The organism is Pseudomonas sp. CC6-YY-74 (assembly GCF_002025205.1).
GTDB classification, from domain to species: domain Bacteria; phylum Pseudomonadota; class Gammaproteobacteria; order Pseudomonadales; family Pseudomonadaceae; genus Aquipseudomonas; species Aquipseudomonas paeninsulae.
Map to the genome: position 1 here is coordinate 687,757 of NZ_CP019947.1, position 16,602 is coordinate 704,358.

Annotated in this window: 14 protein-coding genes, 1 tRNA gene and 1 pseudogene; 9 read left to right on the forward strand and 7 right to left on the reverse strand. The window is 61.7% G+C overall.

Features of this window, described 5'->3' with window-relative positions; all coding sequences use genetic code 11:
- Positions 1 to 45 precede the first annotated feature (45 nt).
- Positions 46 to 513 carry an Lrp/AsnC family transcriptional regulator gene (locus tag B2D37_RS03260; RefSeq protein ID WP_079201371.1) on the reverse strand — a complete coding sequence of 156 codons (468 nt, stop codon included), beginning with the start codon at positions 511 to 513 and terminating at the stop codon, positions 46 to 48.
- A gap of 201 nt (positions 514 to 714) precedes the next feature.
- Between B2D37_RS03260 and B2D37_RS03265 the strand changes: the two genes are divergently transcribed.
- The 3 genes from B2D37_RS03265 to B2D37_RS03275 all read left to right on the forward strand — a co-directional run bounded on the left by B2D37_RS03265 (position 715) and on the right by B2D37_RS03275 (position 6,906).
- The gene (locus B2D37_RS03265; RefSeq protein WP_079201372.1) at positions 715 to 4,182 is read left to right on the forward strand and encodes an indolepyruvate ferredoxin oxidoreductase family protein; all 3,468 of its coding nucleotides are present in this window, start codon (positions 715 to 717) and stop codon (positions 4,180 to 4,182) included.
- A 95-nt stretch (positions 4,183 to 4,277) separates the two neighbouring features.
- Entirely contained in the window at positions 4,278 to 5,336 is a 1,059-nt protein-coding gene (locus tag B2D37_RS03270) for a Glu/Leu/Phe/Val dehydrogenase dimerization domain-containing protein (RefSeq protein ID WP_079201373.1), read from the forward strand.
- Between the two features lie 169 nt (positions 5,337 to 5,505).
- Positions 5,506 to 6,906, forward strand: a complete 1,401-nt coding sequence (locus B2D37_RS03275) for a sodium-dependent transporter (RefSeq protein WP_079201374.1) — start codon at positions 5,506 to 5,508, stop codon at positions 6,904 to 6,906.
- Positions 6,907 to 7,068: 162 nt separating this feature from the next.
- On the opposite strand, the gene B2D37_RS03280 is transcribed toward B2D37_RS03275, so the two are convergent.
- Positions 7,069 to 7,548, reverse strand: a complete 480-nt coding sequence (locus tag B2D37_RS03280) for a GNAT family N-acetyltransferase (protein WP_079201375.1) — start codon at positions 7,546 to 7,548, stop codon at positions 7,069 to 7,071.
- Positions 7,549 to 7,669: 121 nt separating this feature from the next.
- Here B2D37_RS03280 and B2D37_RS03285 point away from each other — a divergent pair.
- Both B2D37_RS03285 and B2D37_RS03290 read left to right on the forward strand, forming a co-directional pair.
- Positions 7,670 to 7,744, forward strand: a tRNA-Arg gene (locus B2D37_RS03285).
- A gap of 338 nt (positions 7,745 to 8,082) precedes the next feature.
- Positions 8,083 to 8,729, forward strand: a pseudogene (locus B2D37_RS03290) (YceH family protein).
- A 109-nt stretch (positions 8,730 to 8,838) separates the two neighbouring features.
- On the opposite strand, the gene B2D37_RS03295 reads toward B2D37_RS03290, so the two are convergent.
- Positions 8,839 to 9,078, reverse strand: coding sequence for a hypothetical protein (locus B2D37_RS03295; protein ID WP_079201376.1), 240 nt, complete (start codon positions 9,076 to 9,078; stop codon positions 8,839 to 8,841).
- Positions 9,079 to 9,523: 445 nt separating this feature from the next.
- Here B2D37_RS03295 and B2D37_RS03300 point away from each other — a divergent pair, with 445 nt between their 5' ends.
- The 4 genes from B2D37_RS03300 (at position 9,524) to B2D37_RS03315 (ending at position 13,651) form a co-directional block, all read left to right on the forward strand.
- Positions 9,524 to 10,765 carry a glutamine synthetase family protein gene (locus B2D37_RS03300; protein ID WP_177345260.1) on the forward strand — a complete coding sequence of 414 codons (1,242 nt, stop codon included), beginning with the start codon at positions 9,524 to 9,526 and terminating at the stop codon, positions 10,763 to 10,765.
- A 260-nt stretch (positions 10,766 to 11,025) separates the two neighbouring features.
- Positions 11,026 to 12,348, forward strand: coding sequence for an MFS transporter (locus tag B2D37_RS03305; protein WP_079201378.1), 1,323 nt, complete (start codon positions 11,026 to 11,028; stop codon positions 12,346 to 12,348).
- On the forward strand, positions 12,345 to 13,037 hold the full coding sequence (locus B2D37_RS03310; protein WP_079201379.1) for a TIGR04283 family arsenosugar biosynthesis glycosyltransferase: 693 nt from the start codon (positions 12,345 to 12,347) through the stop codon (positions 13,035 to 13,037). Before B2D37_RS03305 ends, B2D37_RS03310 begins: the two co-directional genes overlap by 4 nt.
- Positions 13,034 to 13,651 carry a TIGR04282 family arsenosugar biosynthesis glycosyltransferase gene (locus B2D37_RS03315; RefSeq protein ID WP_079201380.1) on the forward strand — a complete coding sequence of 206 codons (618 nt, stop codon included), beginning with the start codon at positions 13,034 to 13,036 and terminating at the stop codon, positions 13,649 to 13,651. The genes B2D37_RS03310 and B2D37_RS03315 overlap by 4 nt, the downstream gene beginning before the upstream one ends.
- Positions 13,652 to 13,916: 265 nt before the next feature.
- On the opposite strand, the gene B2D37_RS03320 is transcribed toward B2D37_RS03315, so the two are convergent.
- The 4 genes from B2D37_RS03320 to flgA all read right to left on the reverse strand — a co-directional run bounded on the left by B2D37_RS03320 (position 13,917) and on the right by flgA (position 16,581).
- The gene (locus B2D37_RS03320) at positions 13,917 to 14,666 is read right to left on the reverse strand and encodes a flagellar brake protein (protein ID WP_079201381.1); all 750 of its coding nucleotides are present in this window, start codon (positions 14,664 to 14,666) and stop codon (positions 13,917 to 13,919) included.
- 81 nt (positions 14,667 to 14,747) lie between these two features.
- Positions 14,748 to 15,215: a flagella synthesis protein FlgN gene (locus B2D37_RS03325; protein ID WP_079201382.1), complete on the reverse strand. Its 468-nt coding sequence runs from the start codon at positions 15,213 to 15,215 to the stop codon at positions 14,748 to 14,750.
- A 70-nt stretch (positions 15,216 to 15,285) separates the two neighbouring features.
- On the reverse strand, positions 15,286 to 15,630 hold the full coding sequence (flgM, locus tag B2D37_RS03330; protein ID WP_079201383.1) for a flagellar biosynthesis anti-sigma factor FlgM: 345 nt from the start codon (positions 15,628 to 15,630) through the stop codon (positions 15,286 to 15,288).
- Positions 15,631 to 15,798: 168 nt separating this feature from the next.
- Complete coding sequence (flgA, locus tag B2D37_RS03335) at positions 15,799 to 16,581, reverse strand: flagellar basal body P-ring formation chaperone FlgA (protein ID WP_079201384.1); 783 nt, start codon at positions 16,579 to 16,581, stop codon at positions 15,799 to 15,801.
- Positions 16,582 to 16,602 lie beyond the last annotated feature (21 nt).

Here is a 16,602-nt window from a genome sequence, read left to right on the forward strand (position 1 = left end):
GAAACCCGCTGGACCTGATGCCATCCCTGCTCTGCAGGGCGCGGCTCAATCCAGCGGTAATTCGGTGGTGCGTTTGACTTCGCTCATGGCGATGTTCGAATGCGCTTCCTGCACGTGCGGACGTTGCAGCAGGTGGTCACGCAGGAAGCGCTCGTAGCTGGCGATGTCCTTGGCCACGACCTTGAGCAGGTAGTCCGAGCCGCCGGCCATGGTGTAGCACTCCAGCACCTCGGGGTAGCCGACCACCGCCTGTTCGAATTCCTCGAGGTTCTTACGGCCGTGAGCCGACAGCTTGATGTCGACGAATACGGTCATGCCCAGGCCCAACAACTTGGGATTGAGCAGGGCAACCTTGCGCTCGATCAGGCCTTCTTCCTGCATGCGGTGAATCCGCCGCCAGCAGGGCGATTGTGACAGTTCGACCTTCTCGGCAATCTCGGCGGCGGAGAGGTCGGCGTTGTGCTGCAGCAGGCGGAGAATCTTGCGATCGATAGGGCCGAGCTTTTCTTGCATGATTTATCCCGATTTTTTGTAATTGTTGCAATCGTCATGCGCAGTATTGGCTTTTCTTCCCATAATTAGAAAGAAAATCTCCGTACCGCTCAGTCATATTCTTAGCCAGTCGTTTAGCCCGGTGATCCCGGGCGAAACAGAACCCGGTTGGCATTCACCGTTGCCAGCCTAGCTCTCCATAAAAATAAAAGGAGCGTGCGCATGTCTCTGGCCGAGATCCGCCTGGATGACAAGTATCGCCTTGCCACTGGTCACCTATACCTCACCGGCACCCAGGCGCTGACCCGCCTGCCGATGCTGCAAAAACAGCGCGACACGGCCCATGGCCTGAATACCGCCTGCTTTATCTCCGGCTACCGCGGCTCGCCGCTGGGCAACCTGGACAAGAGTCTGTGGGAAGCCAAGGGCTTCCTCCAGGAAAACGCCATCCACTTCCAGCCTGGGGTCAACGAAGAGTTGGCCGCCACCTCGGTGTGGGGCAGCCAGCAGACCAACCTGTTCCCCGGCGCGCGCTACGACGGTGTGTTTGCCATGTGGTACGGCAAGGGCCCAGGTGTCGACCGCTGCGGCGACGTGTTCAAGCACGGCAACTCGGCTGGCGTCTCCGCGCATGGCGGCGTGCTGCTACTGGCCGGCGACGACCATGGCTGCAAATCGTCGAGCATCGCCAACCAGAGCGAGCATGCGTTTATCGCCGCCTCGATCCCGGTGTTGAATCCGGCCAACGTCCAGGAAATTCTCGACTACGGCATCATCGGCTGGGAGCTGTCGCGCTACAGCGGTTGCTGGGTGGCGTTGAAGACCATCGCCGAGAACGTCGATTCCTCGGCGGTGGTGGATGTCGATCCGCTGCGCATCGAGGTGAAGATTCCCGAGGACTTCGAGCTACCGGAAGACGGCGTGTATATCCGCTGGCCGGACCCGCCCCTGGCCCAGGAAAAACGCCTCAATACCTACAAGATCTACGCCGCTCGGGCCTTTGCCCGGGCCAACAACCTCAATCCGTTGATGCTCGATTCACCGAATCCGCGCCTGGGCATCGTCACCACCGGCAAGTCCTACCTGGACGTGCGTCAGGCCTTGGAAGATCTCGGCCTGGATGATGAATTGTGCGCCCAGGTCGGCCTGCGCGTACTCAAGATCGGCATGAGCTGGCCACTGGAGCCAGTGTCGGTGCACGAGTTCGCCGAGGGCCTCGACGAGATTCTGGTGATCGAGGAGAAGCGCAGCATCATCGAGGATCAGCTGACCGGTCAGCTGTACAACTGGCCGCTGGGCAAGCGTCCGCGGGTAGTCGGCGAGTTCGATGAAACCGGCGTCTCGCTGCTGCCAAATCTGTCCGAACTGACCCCGGCGATGATCGCCCGGGCCATCGCCAAGCGCCTGGCACCGATCTACAGCAGTGCCAGCATCGACGAGCGCCTGGCCTTTCTTGCAGCCAAGGAAGCCTCCCTGGCGGCGCCCAAGCACCACACCCTACGCACCCCGCATTTCTGCTCCGGTTGCCCGCATAACACCTCGACCAAGCTGCCGGAAGGCAGCCGTGCCCAGGGCGGCATCGGTTGCCACTACATGACCCAGTGGATGGACCGCAACACCGATACCTTCACCCAGATGGGCGGCGAGGGCGCGACCTGGATCGGCCAGGCGCCGTTCACCGACACCGCGCACATCTTCCAGAACCTCGGCGACGGCACCTACTTCCATTCCGGCCAGCTGGCGCTGCGTGCGGCGGTAGCTGCTGGGGTCAACATCACCTACAAGATCCTCTACAACGACGCGGTGGCCATGACTGGCGGCCAGCCGATCGACGGCGAACTGCGCGTCGATCAGCTCAGCCAGCAGGTGTTCGCCGAGGGCGTCAAGCGCATCGCCTTGGTCAGCGACGAGCCGGATAAATACCCGAGCCGCGCCGGCTTCGCGCCTATCGTGAGTTTTCATCACCGCAACGATCTGGATGCGGTGCAGCGCGAGCTGCGCGAGTTCAAGGGCACCTCGGTGATCATCTATGACCAGACCTGCGCCACCGAGAAGCGCCGTCGGCGCAAGCGCGGCAAGCTGGTCGACCCGGCCAAGCGCGCCTTCATCAACCCGGCGGTGTGCGAGGGCTGCGGCGATTGCAGCGTCAAGTCCAACTGCCTGTCGGTGCTGCCGCTGGAAACCGAGCTGGGGCGCAAGCGCGAGATTGACCAGAATTCCTGCAACAAGGATTTCAGCTGCGTCGATGGCTTCTGCCCGAGCTTCGTCACCGTGCACGGCGGCAGTTTGCGCAAACCGGAAGCGGTGGGCCTGAGTGCGCTGTTCATCGCCTTGCCGGAGCCCAAACAGCCGAGCCTGGAACGGCCCTGGAATATTCTCCTGCCCGGTGTCGGCGGCAGCGGCGTGACCACCGTCGGCGCCCTGCTGGGCATGGCCGCGCATTTGGAGGGCAAGGGTTGCAGCGTGCTCGACCAGGCCGGTCTGGCGCAGAAGTTCGGTCCGGTAATCACCCATATTCGCGTCGCCGCCAAGCAGGACGATATCTTTGCCGTGCGCATCGCCGCTGGCGAGACCGACCTGCTGCTCGGTTGCGACCTGGTGGTCGCCGCCAGCGAGGACGCCCTGGCCAAGCTCAACGACAAGATCGCCCATGCGGTGATCAACAGCCATGAAGCGGCCACCGCCGAGTTCACCCGTAACCCCGATGCCCAGGTGCCGGGCGCGGCCATGCGCGAGGCGCTGATCGAGGCGGTCGGCGCGGGCAAGACCCATTTTGTCGATGCCACCCGCCTGGCCACCCGCCTGCTCGGCGACAGCATCGCCAGCAACCTGTTCATGCTCGGTTATGCCTATCAGAAAGGCCTGGTGCCGGTGTCTGCCGAAGCCATCGCCAAGGCTATCGAACTCAATGGTGTGGCCGTGCAGCTCAACCAGCAGGCGTTCCTCTGGGGCCGCCGTGCGGCGCACGATGTCGCCGCAGTGGAGAAGCTGGCCAGTCCCAAGGTGGTCGAGGCGCCGCGCTGCGAAACCCTGGACCAGGTCGTGCAGTTCCGCGTCGACTTCCTCACTGCTTACCAGAACGCCGCCTATGCCGAGCGCTACCGCGCGGTGGTGCAGCGCGTGCGCCTGGCTGACCAGGGTGCCGATCAGGCCCTGAGCCGTGCGGTGGCGCGCTCCTACTCCAAGCTGCTGGCCTACAAGGACGAGTACGAGGTGGCGCGGCTGTACAGCGACGGCAACTTTATCCAGCAGCTCGAGGCGCAATTTCAGGGTGACTACCGTCTGGAGTTCCACCTGGCACCGTCCTGGCTGGCCAAGCCCGATCCAAGTACCGGCCAGCCGCGCAAGCGCCAGTTCGGGCCCTGGATGCTCAAGGCCTTCGGCTTGCTGGCCAAGTTCAAGAGCCTGCGCGGTACGCCGCTCGACCTGTTCGGTTACAGCGCCGAACGCAAGTTGGAGCTGCAGCTGATCGAGGACTACGAGCACAGCATCGACTTCCTGCTCAAGCAGCTGAATGCCGACAACTACCGCAGCGCCGTGGCGCTGGCCGAACTGCCGGAGCAGATCCGCGGTTATGGCCACGTCAAGGAGCAGAGCCTGGTCAAGGTGCGCGAGCAGGAGCGCCAACTCAAGGCGCGCCTGCTGGTCAGCGAGATCCAGGCGGTGCAGTTGTTCGAACCGGCGGCCTGATAAGCGCTTTCTAAATTTAGGCGCCAGCAAGCTGGCGCCTACAGGTCGATGCAAAGACCCCGATCCCCCAAACAAGAATTTCCCAAGGAATTCCCATGTCCGTATTTTCCCATATCGACTTCGATCACCACGAGCAGGTGGTCTACGGCCACGATCAGGCCAGTGGTTTGAAAGCCATCATCGCCATCCATAACCGCAATCTAGGGCCGGCCCTTGGCGGTTGCCGCATGTGGCCCTATGTCTCCGATGAGGCAGCGCTGCGCGATGTGCTGCGCCTGTCCCGCGGCATGAGTTACAAGTCGGCGCTGGCCAGGCTGCCACTGGGTGGCGGCAAGGCGGTGATTATCGGCAACCCACACACCGGCAAGAGCGAGGCGCTGTTTCAGGCCATGGGCGATTTCGTCGACAGCCTGGGCGGGCGCTACATCACCGCCGCCGACTCCGGTACCGGCGTCGCGGAAATGCAGATCATGGCCGAACGCACCCGCCATGTCGCCGGCGCCGGCCAGCGCGAGGCTTTTGGCGGCGGCATGCGCAATGGCGATCCGTCGCCGTCCACCGCCTACGGGGTGTTCATCGGCTTGCAGGCGGCAGTCAAGCACCGCCTCGGTCGCGACGACCTGAAGGGCCTGCGGGTGGCAATTCAGGGTGTTGGTCAGGTCGGCTTCGGCCTGGCGCAGCAGCTCAAGGAGGCCGGTGCCGAGTTGTGGGTGACCGACATCGTCGAGGCCAATGTGCGCCGCGCAGTGGAGCAACTGGGCGCCACTGCGGTCGGCCAGAACGACATCTACGGCCTGGAGGTGGATGTGTTTGCCCCCTGCGCCATGGGCGCCATCATCAACCCGCAGACCCTCGAAGCACTGCGCGCTCCGGTGATCGCCGGGGCGGCCAACAACCAGCTGGCCGATGCCGGGCTGGCCGAGGAACTGCGCCGGCGTGGCTACCTGTATGCCCCGGATTACGCGATCAATGCTGGCGGCATCATCGATGTCTGCTACGAGCGCAACGGCGGCAGCACTGCCGACCTCAAGGCGCATATCGAAGGCATCGGCGCCACCCTGGCGGAGATTTTCCAGCGTGCCGAGCACGAGGGCAGCACCACCACGGCGGTGGCCGATCGCATGGCCCAAGAGCGTCTGCACGCCGGCGTCTAAGCTCGCACGCCTGCGTAGGGTGAGGCGGACGGCGATCCGCTTCAGCTCACCAGGTCCGAGTTAGACGTAGGGTGGATGACGCACTTTGCATCCACCACCAGCCGGCAATGGTCGATGGGTGAAGCGTCGTCCACCCTGTTTTTTCACAACAACAAGAGGGCAAGCCCCAATGAGTCAAGACAGCATCGTCGCCGGCGCCAGTGCCGGTCCCAGCAGCAGTGCAGCAGCACGCGGCCTGTGGTCGTCGCGCTGGGTTTTCTTCCTCGCCGCCACCGGTTCGGCGGTGGGCCTGGGTAACATCTGGAAGTTCCCCTATATCACCGGGCAGAACGGTGGTGGCGCCTTCGTCCTGGTCTACCTGGCCTGCATCCTGGCCATTGGCATACCGTTGCTGATGGCCGAGGTGATGATCGGTCGTCGTGGCCGGGCCAACCCCGAGGGGGCCTTCGCCGCCGTGGCCAGGCAGGCGGGTGCCAGTCGCCATTGGCGCTGGTTGGGCACGCTGGCCGTGCTCACCGGTTTTCTTATCCTGAGTTTCTACGCGGTGGTAGCCGGCTGGGCCTTGGCCTATGCGCCGGCGGCGGCCATGGGCAGCTTCGCCGGGTTGGACGGCGAAAGCAGCGGCGCATTGTTCGGCGCCATGCTCGGCGATCCCTGGAAGCTGGCCGGTTACGCCACCCTGGTGTTGCTGTTGACCCTGGGCATCGTCGCCCTGGGCGTGCGCGAGGGTCTGGAACGCGCGTTGCGTTTCATGATGCCGGGGCTGTTCGCGCTGCTGCTGATCCTGGTGGGCTATGCCGCCACCACCGGGCATTTCCTCGAGGCCGTGCACTTTCTGTTCGACGCCGACTTCAGCAAGCTGACCGGTCAGGGCGTGCTGGTGGCCCTGGGACATGCCTTCTTCACCCTCAGCCTGGCCAGCGGCGCGATGATGGTATACGGCTCCTACCTGCCGGCCGGCACTTCCATCGTCAAGACCTCGTTGATGGTGGCCCTGGCTGATACCGGGGTGGCCTTGCTGGCCGGTCTGGCGATCTTCCCGCTGGTGTTCGCCAACGGCCTGGAGCCGGGCGCGGGCCCCGGGTTGATTTTCGTCACCCTGCCTATCGCCTTCGGCCAGATGCCCTTTGGCCAGGTGGTCGGCGGACTGTTCTTCATCATGCTGGCCCTCGCCGCGCTGACTTCGGCGATCTCCCTGAGCGAGCCGACCATCGCCTGGCTCGGCGAGAAATTCGGCATCGGTCGGTTCAAGGCGGTGCTGTTGAGTGGCCTGGCGTTGTGGGTACTCAGTCTGGGTACGGTGTTTTCGTTCAACGCCTGGGCGGAATTCACCCTGTTCGGCAAGACCTTCTTCGACAGCCTGGACTACCTGACCACCAACCTGATGATGCCCCTCGGCGGGCTGGGGACGGTGCTGTTCACCGGGTGGGCGTTGAGCCGCACAACCGTGCAGGAAGCCTTGGGCGTCGGCCATGCGCCGTTGTTCAAACTATGGTGGCAGCTGCTGCGCTGGGTCACGCCAGTAGGCATCCTGGTGGTGTTCCTGCATACCCTGGGGCTGTTCGCATAGGTACGCGTCAACCACCCTGGGTTGCGTCTGGCATAGGGCGGACAACGCGAAGCTTGTCCGCCTTTAGCACATGTCGAGATGCCTGTACTCAGGCGCGTAGCGAGCAGTAGACCAGGCGTTCTGCTTCGCGAGTACGCCCGGCGTCTGTCCCTTCGGCCCGGCTCAGCCCAGTACCAGGGCCAGGCTGATGCCGTGCGGCTTGAAGCCTAGGCCTTGGTAGAAACGATGGGCTTGCTCGCGGCTCTGGTTGCTCGATAGCGCCAGTTTGTAGCAGCCCCAGGCGCGGGCGCGTTCGATGGCCTTGTCGATCAAGGCCTGGCCGATACCCAGGCCTCGTGCGTCGGCATCCACTACCACGTCCTCGAGAATCGCCGAGCGGGCGAAGTTGTGCGCCAGGTGTTTGATCAGGTGCAGCGTGCAGGTGCCGAGCAGTTTGCCGTCGCGCTCAGCCACCAGCACGACGCGGTTGAGCGCCAGTTCACTCAGGCGCAGGGCTAGCAGTCTTGGGTCGGCGCGTGCTTCATTCGGGGCCAGTTGCTGCAGCAACGCGCTCAGTGCCTGGGCGTCGCCGGAGCAGGCGGCGCGCAGGGTCAAGTGAGTAAATGGGGAATCTGGCACATGCCTGGAAGCTGGCTGGGTCATGGCGATCTCCTGGGGGGTCGATCTAGAGTATGGCTGCGGGTTGATGGCAGCGACATGACAAATCCGTCGTGGCTGGTTAACATGCGGCCCGGTCGGCAGCATTGCCGATCAGAGTTACCGAGTCCCCTTAGTTCAATGGATAGAATAAGCCCCTCCTAAGGGCTAGATGCTGGTTCGACTCCAGCAGGGGATACCATCTGAAAAAGGCTTACGCATTGCGTAAGCCTTTTTTTTTGCAGCCGGCCACTAATCGCGCTCGTCAACCGGCTGCACGCATATGCGGCGCTGCAGTTGGTGCGCGTGCTAATAATTGCGGATCGCCAGGCTGTAGCCGTGCTCGAAAATGTTCCCGACATTTTGGCTGCCTCCCCGTCTAGCGGTTCGCCTACTGCGCAATTCTCACCTCCGAGTCGGTCACAAGCTGGCGCCTGCGAAGAGCATCGACGTGCCATCGCCGATTGCCCGGCTCCAGCCATGTCAACCCGGCGCTAGTCGAGCTAGGCTAGGAGGCTGAACGAGCCATAGAGAATTGTCATGACCAGCGAAACCACAACTGCGCCCATCGATGTGCCGCTGACACCTGCCGAAGCTCGCATTCTGGGCTGCCTGATCGAGAAGCAGGCGACCACCCCGAGGTTTACCCGCTAACCCTGAATGCCCTGGTGCTGGCCTGCAACCAGAAAACCAGCCGCGAGCCCTTGATGAATCTCAATCCTGGTCCGGTCGGCCAGGGGTTGCGTAGTCTGGAAGGGCGAAACCTGGCGCGTCTGGTGATGGGCAGTCGCGCCGATCGCTGGGAGCATCGTGCGGATAAGGCTCTGGAGCTGGTGACGGCCCAGGTCGTGTTGATCGGTCTGCTGCTGTTGCGTGGGCCGCAAACGGTCAGCGAGTTGCTGGCGCGCAGCAGTCGCATGTACGCCTTCGAGGATGCCGAGCAGCTGCAGCACAATCTGGAGCGCTTGATCACTCGTGGTTTGCTCTGCCAATTGCCGCGCCAGACCGGGCAGCGAGAGGACCGTTATATGCACCTGCTGGGCGATCCAGCCGACCTTCAAGCCATCATGGAAGCCCGCGCGAGCCACGTCGAGCGTCCGGCAGCCAGTGCATACGATGAGAGTCGCCTAGATGCCCTGGAAGCACGGGTGGCCGAATTGGAGGAGCGTCTGGCGCGCCTGGAGTAGACCAGGCGGGGGTGCTAGATACCGCAAAGGCGCCGGGTAGGGCGCCTTTTTGTTTTTGCATGCACGGATTGAGATTGTCAGCCCGTTCAGCCCGTTCAGCCCGTGAGTTTTAGCTTATGCGGTTGACCCCGGTGCGGTCGGCACCGTCTTCGGCGATGCGGTTGCTGCCAGTGCGGTCGAAGCCGTCTTCGGCGATGCGGTTGCTGCCGGTGCGGTCGAAGCCGTCCTCGACGGTAGTGCTGCCGGCATTGGCGCCGTCGAACTGGGATTGCGCAGCGCTTTGCGGCAGGGCGAATGCGCTTACGGACAAGCTGGCCAGGATCAGGCTGGCAAGAATTTGCTTTTTCATCATCAGGCTCCTCGTGGGGGCGGTAAGTGGCTACGGGGCCCATATTACTGATGAAAAATAGATGAAGAAGTGCAGTTCAGGCATGGTGATAATCGATGCTGTCGATAGTAGGCTTTAAGCGCTCTATTTAAGGTGTTCTATGGGTTTTTTCTGGGCTCTTTTAAGCGCTTTTTAAGCTGATTTTCTATTGGTTTATATAATCGAGATATTAGATGTTTTTTCTGTGGTCTTGCTTTGCCAGGAGTAACAGGTGGGAGGCCTGCTTGAAATTATGAACGGGTGATGCGTATTTTGTACGAACCGCTGTTTCACTACGGCTTTTGCGCAATAAGGACAGGAACAGATGAGCACCGCTAGCCGTACCGCACTGGAAGAAATATTGCGCGGGGTCGATGAGGTCGCATGCGTGACCCCGGACCTCAATGGTGTGCCGCGCGGCAAGCTGATGACCGCCGCGGGCTTCCTCGAAGGTCGGCGCTTGCAGATGGCTCGTGGGGTGCTCTTGCAATGCATCATGGGCGGCTACCCTGCGCCACGTTTTTACGGCAGTGATGATGGCGATCTGGCGCTGAATGCCGTCCCGACCCAGATTCACCGTCTGCCCTGGAGTGATACGCCGTGCGCCCTGGCCATCTGTGATGCGGATGAGTTGGATGGCAGCAGCTCAGGCCTGTCCACCCGCGGCTTGCTCAAGCAGGTGGTGGCGAACTATTCCGCTCACGGTTGGCAGCCGGTGGTGGCGACCGAGTTGGAGTTCTTCGTGTTTGCGCCGAACCCTGACCCACAGCAAGCGTTTCAGCCGCCAGCAGGCCTGGATGGTCGGCGCGAGGATGGCAGCAGTGCCTTCAGCGTCAGCTCGAATAACGGTCTGCGGCCGTTCTTCAGCGAGGTGTATCGGTGCATGGCCGCGCTAGGGTTGCCGCGCGATACCTGTATGCATGAGATGGGTGTCAGTCAGTTCGAGATCAATCTGCTGCATGGCGACCCGCTATTGCTGGCCGACCAAACCTTTTTGTTCAAGCACCTGCTCAAGGAGGTCGCACTCAAGCATGGGCTGACAGTGGTGTGCATGGCCAAGCCGTTGGCGCATACCCCAGGCAGCTCCATGCACATCCACCAGAGCGTGGTCGAGCAGGGGAGCGGCAGGAATATCTTCAGCGCCGCGGATGGCCAGGCGACGCCAGCTTTCTATCACTTCATCGCTGGTCAGCAAGCGGCGCTGGCGGATTTCACCCTGCTGTTCGCACCGCATGTGAATTCCTACCAGCGGCTCTGCCATCCTTATGCCTCGCCGAACAATGCTTGCTGGTCGCAAGACAACCGCGCCGCAGGTCTGCGCATTCCGGCCAGTGCGCCGGTGGCACGGCGAGTGGAAAATCGCCTGCCAGGCGCTGATGCCAACCCCTATCTGGCGCTGGCGGCCAGCCTGGCTGCCGGCCTACATGGTCTTGAGCAGCAGTTGCAGCCGAGTGCGCCGATCCAGGGTGCATTCGAGGTGCCGGATAATTTAACGCTGCCTTGTACCCTACAGGCTGCCATCGAGCGTCTGAAAAATAGTCAATTGGCCGTCGAACTGTTCGGCAAGGAATTCATCGAAGGTTACATCGCCAGCAAGACCATGGAATTGAGCAGTTATCTCGACGAGATCTCGCCGTGGGAGCGCCGCATTCTCGCTGCCCAGGCTTAGCCGGACGTTGAAAAGCTACCTGAGTTGCTGATGTTTCGGTGCTACCGGGTGAGGCGATCTGCGCGCAAAAAAATCAAGGGCCGGCCCGCGAGTTCCGTTGTTGCGAGGCCTGCACGTGCTTGTGTGCATCCGTGCATTGCGCTTCGGCTTTACGTCCTGTGCGCTACGCTTCACTCATTTGTTCATTAGTTGCGGCCATCGCGGCCGCGCCGCTCGCATTGAGCGGTTCAGTCGTCAACCAAGGAGTTATTCGCAGAGTCATGCGCATTATCTGGAAGTCTTTTCGTTCGCTGTATTTCGCCACTCTGTTGATGTTGCTGGGGTCGGGTTTGTTGAGTACCTACCTGGCGTTGCGCTTGGCTGAAACGGTGGATGGTCTATGGGTGGGTGCCTTGATGGCGGCCAACTATATCGGCCTGGTACTGGGCGGCAAGCTGGGGCACCGGCTGATCGGCCGGGTCGGGCATATTCGCGCTTATGTTGCCTGTGCCGGGGTTGTCACTGCCGCGGTGTTGGGCCACGGCCTGACCGACTGGCTGCCGGCCTGGCTGCTACTGCGCATGCTGGTGGGCCTGGCCATGATGTGCCAATACATGGTGATCGAAAGCTGGCTCAACGAGCAGGCGGAAACCAGTCAGCGCGGCCAGGTGTTTTCCGGGTATATGGGCGCTTCCTATCTGGGGTTAATCCTCGGTCAATTGGTCCTGGTGGTGCATCCGACTCTCGGCCTTGAACTGCTGATGCTGGTCGCGCTGTGCTTTGCCCTGTGCCTGGTGCCGGTGGCATTGACCCGCCGATTGCACCCGGCGCCCATGCATCCGGCGCCGCTGGAGTTGCACTTCTTCATCAAGCGGGTGCCCTTGTCGCTGACCACTATTGGCGTTGCCGGCCTGATTATTGGTGCGTTCTACGGTTTGGCGCCGCTGTATGCGACCCGCATGGGTTTGTCTACCGAGCAGGTCGGTCTCTTCATGGGTAGCTGCATTCTTGCCGGCCTGCTGGTGCAATGGCCGCTCGGCTGGTTGTCGGATCGTTGCGATCGGGCCGCGTTGATCCGTGGCTGTGCGGTGTTGTTGGCTTTGGCGGCGTTGCCTCTGGCGTTGATGCCCGAGGCGGACTTGAGGGTATTGCTCGGTGTCGGTTTCGTCATCGGCGTGTTGCAGTTCAGTCTCTACCCCCTGGCCGTGGCTTTTGCCAACGACCACGTCGAGGGCGAACGGCGCGTCTCGCTGACCGCCATGTTGCTGGTGACCTTCGGTGTCGGTGCCAGTATCGGCCCACTGCTGGCCGGTGTGTTGATGCGCTTTTGGGGCGCCAATATGCTCTATGCCTTCGTCAGTTGCTCGGCCTTGATCCTGATCTGGCGGGTGCGCCCGGATAACATCACCCACCTGCACCAGGTCGACGATGCCCCGCTGCACCACATCGCGATGCCGGACAACATGACCAGTTCGCCCCTGGTTGCCGCCCTTGACCCGCGGGTCGACGAGCAGGTCGTGCAGGATCAGATGCTCGATGGCAGCGCCGCCGATATGGCCGCCGCCGGAGCGGTTGATCCGGCTGAGCCGATGCCGCGGCCGTGACGCCTTTACTCAGTGTGATCATCCCTGCTCGCAATGAGGCCGCAGCTCTACCCTTGCTGCTGGCGGATCTGGCACCGTTGCGCGCGGCTGGAGCGGAGCTGATAGTGGTGGATGGCGGCAGCCGCGACGCGACAGCTGCGTTGGCGGCGGCGCAGGCCGATAAGGTGCTCGAGACGAGCGCGGGGCGCGCCCTGCAAATGAATGCTGGCGCCGCTGTCGCACGGGCGAATTACCTGTGGTTCGTGCATGCCGATACCCGGGTCAGTGCTGCGTCCATCCAGCGATTGCTTGCCGTGTTGGCTGAGCGGCCGATCTGGGGGCGTTTCGATGTACGTTTGTCGGGCAGTGGCCTGGCTCTACGTTTGATCGGTACGATGATCAACCTGCGTTCGCGCTTGACCGGTGTGGCGACGGGCGACCAGGGAATCTTCGTCGCCCGTGAGTCGTTTGAGGCGCTGGGCGGTTACGCGGAGATTCCGCTGATGGAAGATATCGAGCTCAGCGGGCGCTTGAAAAGGCGGGTGCACCCGCGCTGCTTGCGTCCTGCGCTGTCAACTTCTAGCAGGCGCTGGGAGCGCGATGGTATTTGGCGTACCGTGTTACTCATGTGGCGTTTGCGGCTGGCCTACTCTTGTGGCGCCAGCCCGGATCAGTTGGCGCGGCAGTATCACCGAGGGCCACCGCTATGAGTCTGTCGATTTCTTTGCACATGCTGGCGCGTGCACCTGTGCCGGGGCGGGTGAAAACCCGGCTGATTCCTGTTCTGGGTGAAGAGGGCGCGTGTGACCTGCAGCGGTTATTACTCGAACGGGCCTTGCAGCTTCCGGCGGAAGGGTTCACTCAGCGGTTCTTGTGGCTGGACGACAGTCCGGATGCGCAGCTGCAGGTACTCGCCGAGCAGTTGAACTGGACGCTGGTTGAGCAGCCCGCCGGCGACCTGGGTGAGCGCATGCGATGCATAGCGACCTTGGGGCTGGCGGAAAGCGATGCCGTGGTGTTGATCGGCAACGATTGCCCGGCGCTGGATGGCGAGTACCTCAGTGGTGCTTGCGAGGCATTGCACGGGCAGCCAGTAGTGCTGGGGCCGGCCGAGGATGGCGGTTACGTCCTGCTCGGCTTGCGCCGTGTCGATCCCTTGCTGTTTCACGCCATGCCCTGGGGAACTGATCAGGTCTTGAGCATGACCTGCGCGCGCCTGCAACAGTTGGACTGGCGTCATCAGCTGTTGCCGGCGTTGTGGGATGTCGATCGCCCGGAAGATCTGCCACGGCTGGCGGCGCTGGGGATCCGGGTCGACATCTGACAACTGTTCGACGGCTTACTGCTCAGCCTGGCAATTGGCGCAGGAAGTCTTGAACCCGTGCCCGGCAACCTGACTTGCCGTGCGGCGCTGCTTCGGCGAAGACGGCGGGTAATCCCCGATAAGACCCTGACAGCCTCTCCGGGAGTAGCCGTTTGTCGGCTGGGGCGGGCCGCGTAGGTCGGGCCGCACAGATTGAATTCCGCCAGGCCCGGCAGTTCGTCCCTCGGTACAACCTAGGGGTCAATTGCGCATGCTCGGCAGGCTGCTAGAACAAGCCGTCGCTGTCGAAGCGGCGTGCATCGCGCTGCAGTTGGTAGACGAAGCGCTCGACTTGGCGTTGCTCCAGGCCGTTCAGGCGATGAAAGCGCACACCGGCAAAGGTCGTGTCGAGTGTCTCTTCATACTGCACATGGCGCAGTTCCACGGCAAGGGTCAGCGCGCCGAATGGCAGTTGAGCAGTAAAGCTTTCATAAACCTGACCAGAGTGCAGGCTGCTGGCGATATTGCCCGGCAAGCGTACTTTGCAGCCGGTGGCGGAAATATCCAGCAGTTGTCCCGTTATGGGGCTGCGCAACTTGGCGCCGGCCAGTTCGATCTTGACCGGTTCTATTTGCTTGAGTGGCGCTCTGTAAGCATTGCGGCGCTGGTGATAGTGCACTTCTTCTGGCATCGGGCTGAAGTAGCAGCGAGCACCCTGGTGCTCGGATATCTGTACCGGCTGCAGGCACTCCCAAGCCACGCGCACACCTTCATGAAAGGCTTCGACTCGAAAAGGTTCGCCGTTCTGCAGGAAGCGCTCGCCATCGTTGGGGATCATCTCGTCGAGCGTCAGGCGTTTCTTATCGCGTTCGACTTCAATCAGATAGCTCTGGAAACGTTGGCTGCGTTCGTGGAAGGTGATCACCAGCGGGTCGTGGTTCTGTTGTAGTTGACGCAGATTGGCCACGATTTCCACGGGGGCTTTGAGAACCACCGGTGGTTGCGGGCCATCGTCCTCGATAAAGGGGTTGGACACGGTCCAGAACTCTCCAGGCAGATACAGTGACAATAGAATGCTGCCATTATGCCAGCGTTTCCAGTGTCTTATTATAAGTGTTCAGGCCTGGCTGAGCGGACGCTGCTGACCGACTCTAGCGGTGCTGCCGCGGCTGTCATAGAGGCTGGGGGTTTCGCCACCACGGAGAATGCCGAGGATGCTGCTTGTCGATGCTTGGTTGGAGCGAATCAAGCGACCGTTGCGTAAATTGGCAGCTTGGCAGCGTTCGAGCAGGGCGTGCAGTTGGTCGCCGCGCTCAAGGAGTGCAGCGCCTTGACTAGAACGTTCGGCAAGGGCTTGCAGCCCTGCGTTATCGGCGCTCAATTGTAGGCTGAGCAGCAGTTGGCTGCGCGCCTGACCGTGTTGGTCGAGCAGCGCTAGCAGTGGTTGCTTAGTTTCCAAAATACTTTGCAAGCGAACCAGGTCGCGCTCGCCGAGAGCCTGGAATTCGTTATCGATCAGTTCGAGCAGTTGCTCGGCGCTGCCGATATCGTCGTTGAAAAGCTTAAGCAGGGTTGTATCGTGCATCGCAGGCTCTCAGATGTTTGCGGGCCGTAGCAGCGCCACTGCACTGTAAGGCTGACACCCCGGCGCTGCCCTAGCGCTGCTGGGATTCGAAGTCGAGCAGTTTGCTGGCAACGCGCTGGCTGTCGACTTGGTAACTGCCGTCAAGGATCGCTTGTTTGAGCTGGGCAACGCGCTCTTTATTGACGGTTGGCTGGTCAGCCAATTTTTCGCTGATCTTTTGCAGCTGTTGCGCTTCGCGGCTGAACTGCACCGACTCGCCGCTCTTGCTGGCGTCTGCCGGCTGGGCCTGAGTTGGTGGCGGGCTGGTCGGTTTGTCGCTGATGGCTTCATTCCGGCCACCAGACTGAGCGCCGCCCACACGCCCTGAATTGGCAGGAGTGGGGGCATTGTTTAGCCGGTTGAAGTCGATGACCATGATGTAAAACCTCGAGCAGTATTTGGACGCTTGCCTAGTTTCTCGGCCGTGCCGGGCAAAACTTTAGAGAAAAAAACGGTGTTTCATCCGACAGTTTAAACGCAGCGTGATAAATCGTCAGCCAGTCTGTTTGGCTAGAGCCGTTCTATGAAGAAGCGAGAGTCGTGCCTACATGGCTACTTCAACTTGGCCAGGTCCTATTACCCGTGCTTTGACTATACGTTTCGAGCGTTGGTTGCGCACACTGATCTGTTTGCCGATGGCCCCGTCGGATAGGGCCTCGCCCGGTGTGCGCACGCTCATGCCGCCACTGCGTGCGCTGATCACCACCTGCTCGCCCTTGCGAATGGCCTCGGCTTGTTCGACATGCGCCGGCGCCACTACCTGATCGGGTTGCAACGGGCGCGTCAGTTTTTTGCCAACAACCTGCTTGAGGCTGGTCAGATAACCTTGGTTGAGTAGGCCGACATCGCGCTCCATCAGGCTCACATCCATGTCTGACAGAACGGTCTCACGCTTGAGTGGGCGGATGGCGGTGACCACGTCACGGTACAGTCTGACTTCTCCGGGAACGAAAACCGTCCAAGGTGAACTGCCATCGCAGCGCACTCGCATGGTGACACGTCCGATCGGCTGGGCAGGGCTTTCCAGACTGATCGTCAATTCCTTGTCGCACAGGGGCAGGCGTAAGCGTGGATCGATACGGTTGATTTCAACCTCATGCCGCCCTTGAATTTCGCTGCGCTGCAGGTAGTCGACCACCGTTAGCTCAAGAAAACTCTGGGTGGCGCCGATAAGCTGTTCAGGCAAGGTTACCGCGGCAGGTGCCACGGAGCTGTAGCCGAGCGCGAGCAAAGCAGGTAAAACTGCCAGCCAAAGGCGGCCTTTTGCCGGCAGGTATCGATACCTGCTCCGGTTGAAGTGTCGAAAAATTGTCGTTTCTGCGTTCATGCAGAGTGATTAGCAAGGCGC

Coding starts and splice junctions, on each gene's coding strand:
- flgA (WP_079201384.1), bottom strand. CDS start 16,581: ATGAACGCAGAAACGACAATTTTTCGACACTTCAACCGGAGCAGGTAT.
- B2D37_RS03275 (WP_079201374.1), top strand. CDS start 5,506: ATGAGTCAAGACAGCATCGTCGCCGGCGCCAGTGCCGGTCCCAGCAGC.
- flgM (WP_079201383.1), bottom strand. CDS start 15,630: ATGGTCATCGACTTCAACCGGCTAAACAATGCCCCCACTCCTGCCAAT.
- B2D37_RS03270 (WP_079201373.1), top strand. CDS start 4,278: ATGTCCGTATTTTCCCATATCGACTTCGATCACCACGAGCAGGTGGTC.
- B2D37_RS03315 (WP_079201380.1), top strand. CDS start 13,034: ATGAGTCTGTCGATTTCTTTGCACATGCTGGCGCGTGCACCTGTGCCG.
- B2D37_RS03300 (WP_177345260.1), top strand. CDS start 9,524: ATGACCGCCGCGGGCTTCCTCGAAGGTCGGCGCTTGCAGATGGCTCGT.
- B2D37_RS03260 (WP_079201371.1), bottom strand. CDS start 513: ATGCAAGAAAAGCTCGGCCCTATCGATCGCAAGATTCTCCGCCTGCTG.
- B2D37_RS03280 (WP_079201375.1), bottom strand. CDS start 7,548: ATGACCCAGCCAGCTTCCAGGCATGTGCCAGATTCCCCATTTACTCAC.
- B2D37_RS03305 (WP_079201378.1), top strand. CDS start 11,026: ATGCGCATTATCTGGAAGTCTTTTCGTTCGCTGTATTTCGCCACTCTG.
- B2D37_RS03325 (WP_079201382.1), bottom strand. CDS start 15,215: ATGCACGATACAACCCTGCTTAAGCTTTTCAACGACGATATCGGCAGC.
- B2D37_RS03265 (WP_079201372.1), top strand. CDS start 715: ATGTCTCTGGCCGAGATCCGCCTGGATGACAAGTATCGCCTTGCCACT.
- B2D37_RS03295 (WP_079201376.1), bottom strand. CDS start 9,078: ATGAAAAAGCAAATTCTTGCCAGCCTGATCCTGGCCAGCTTGTCCGTA.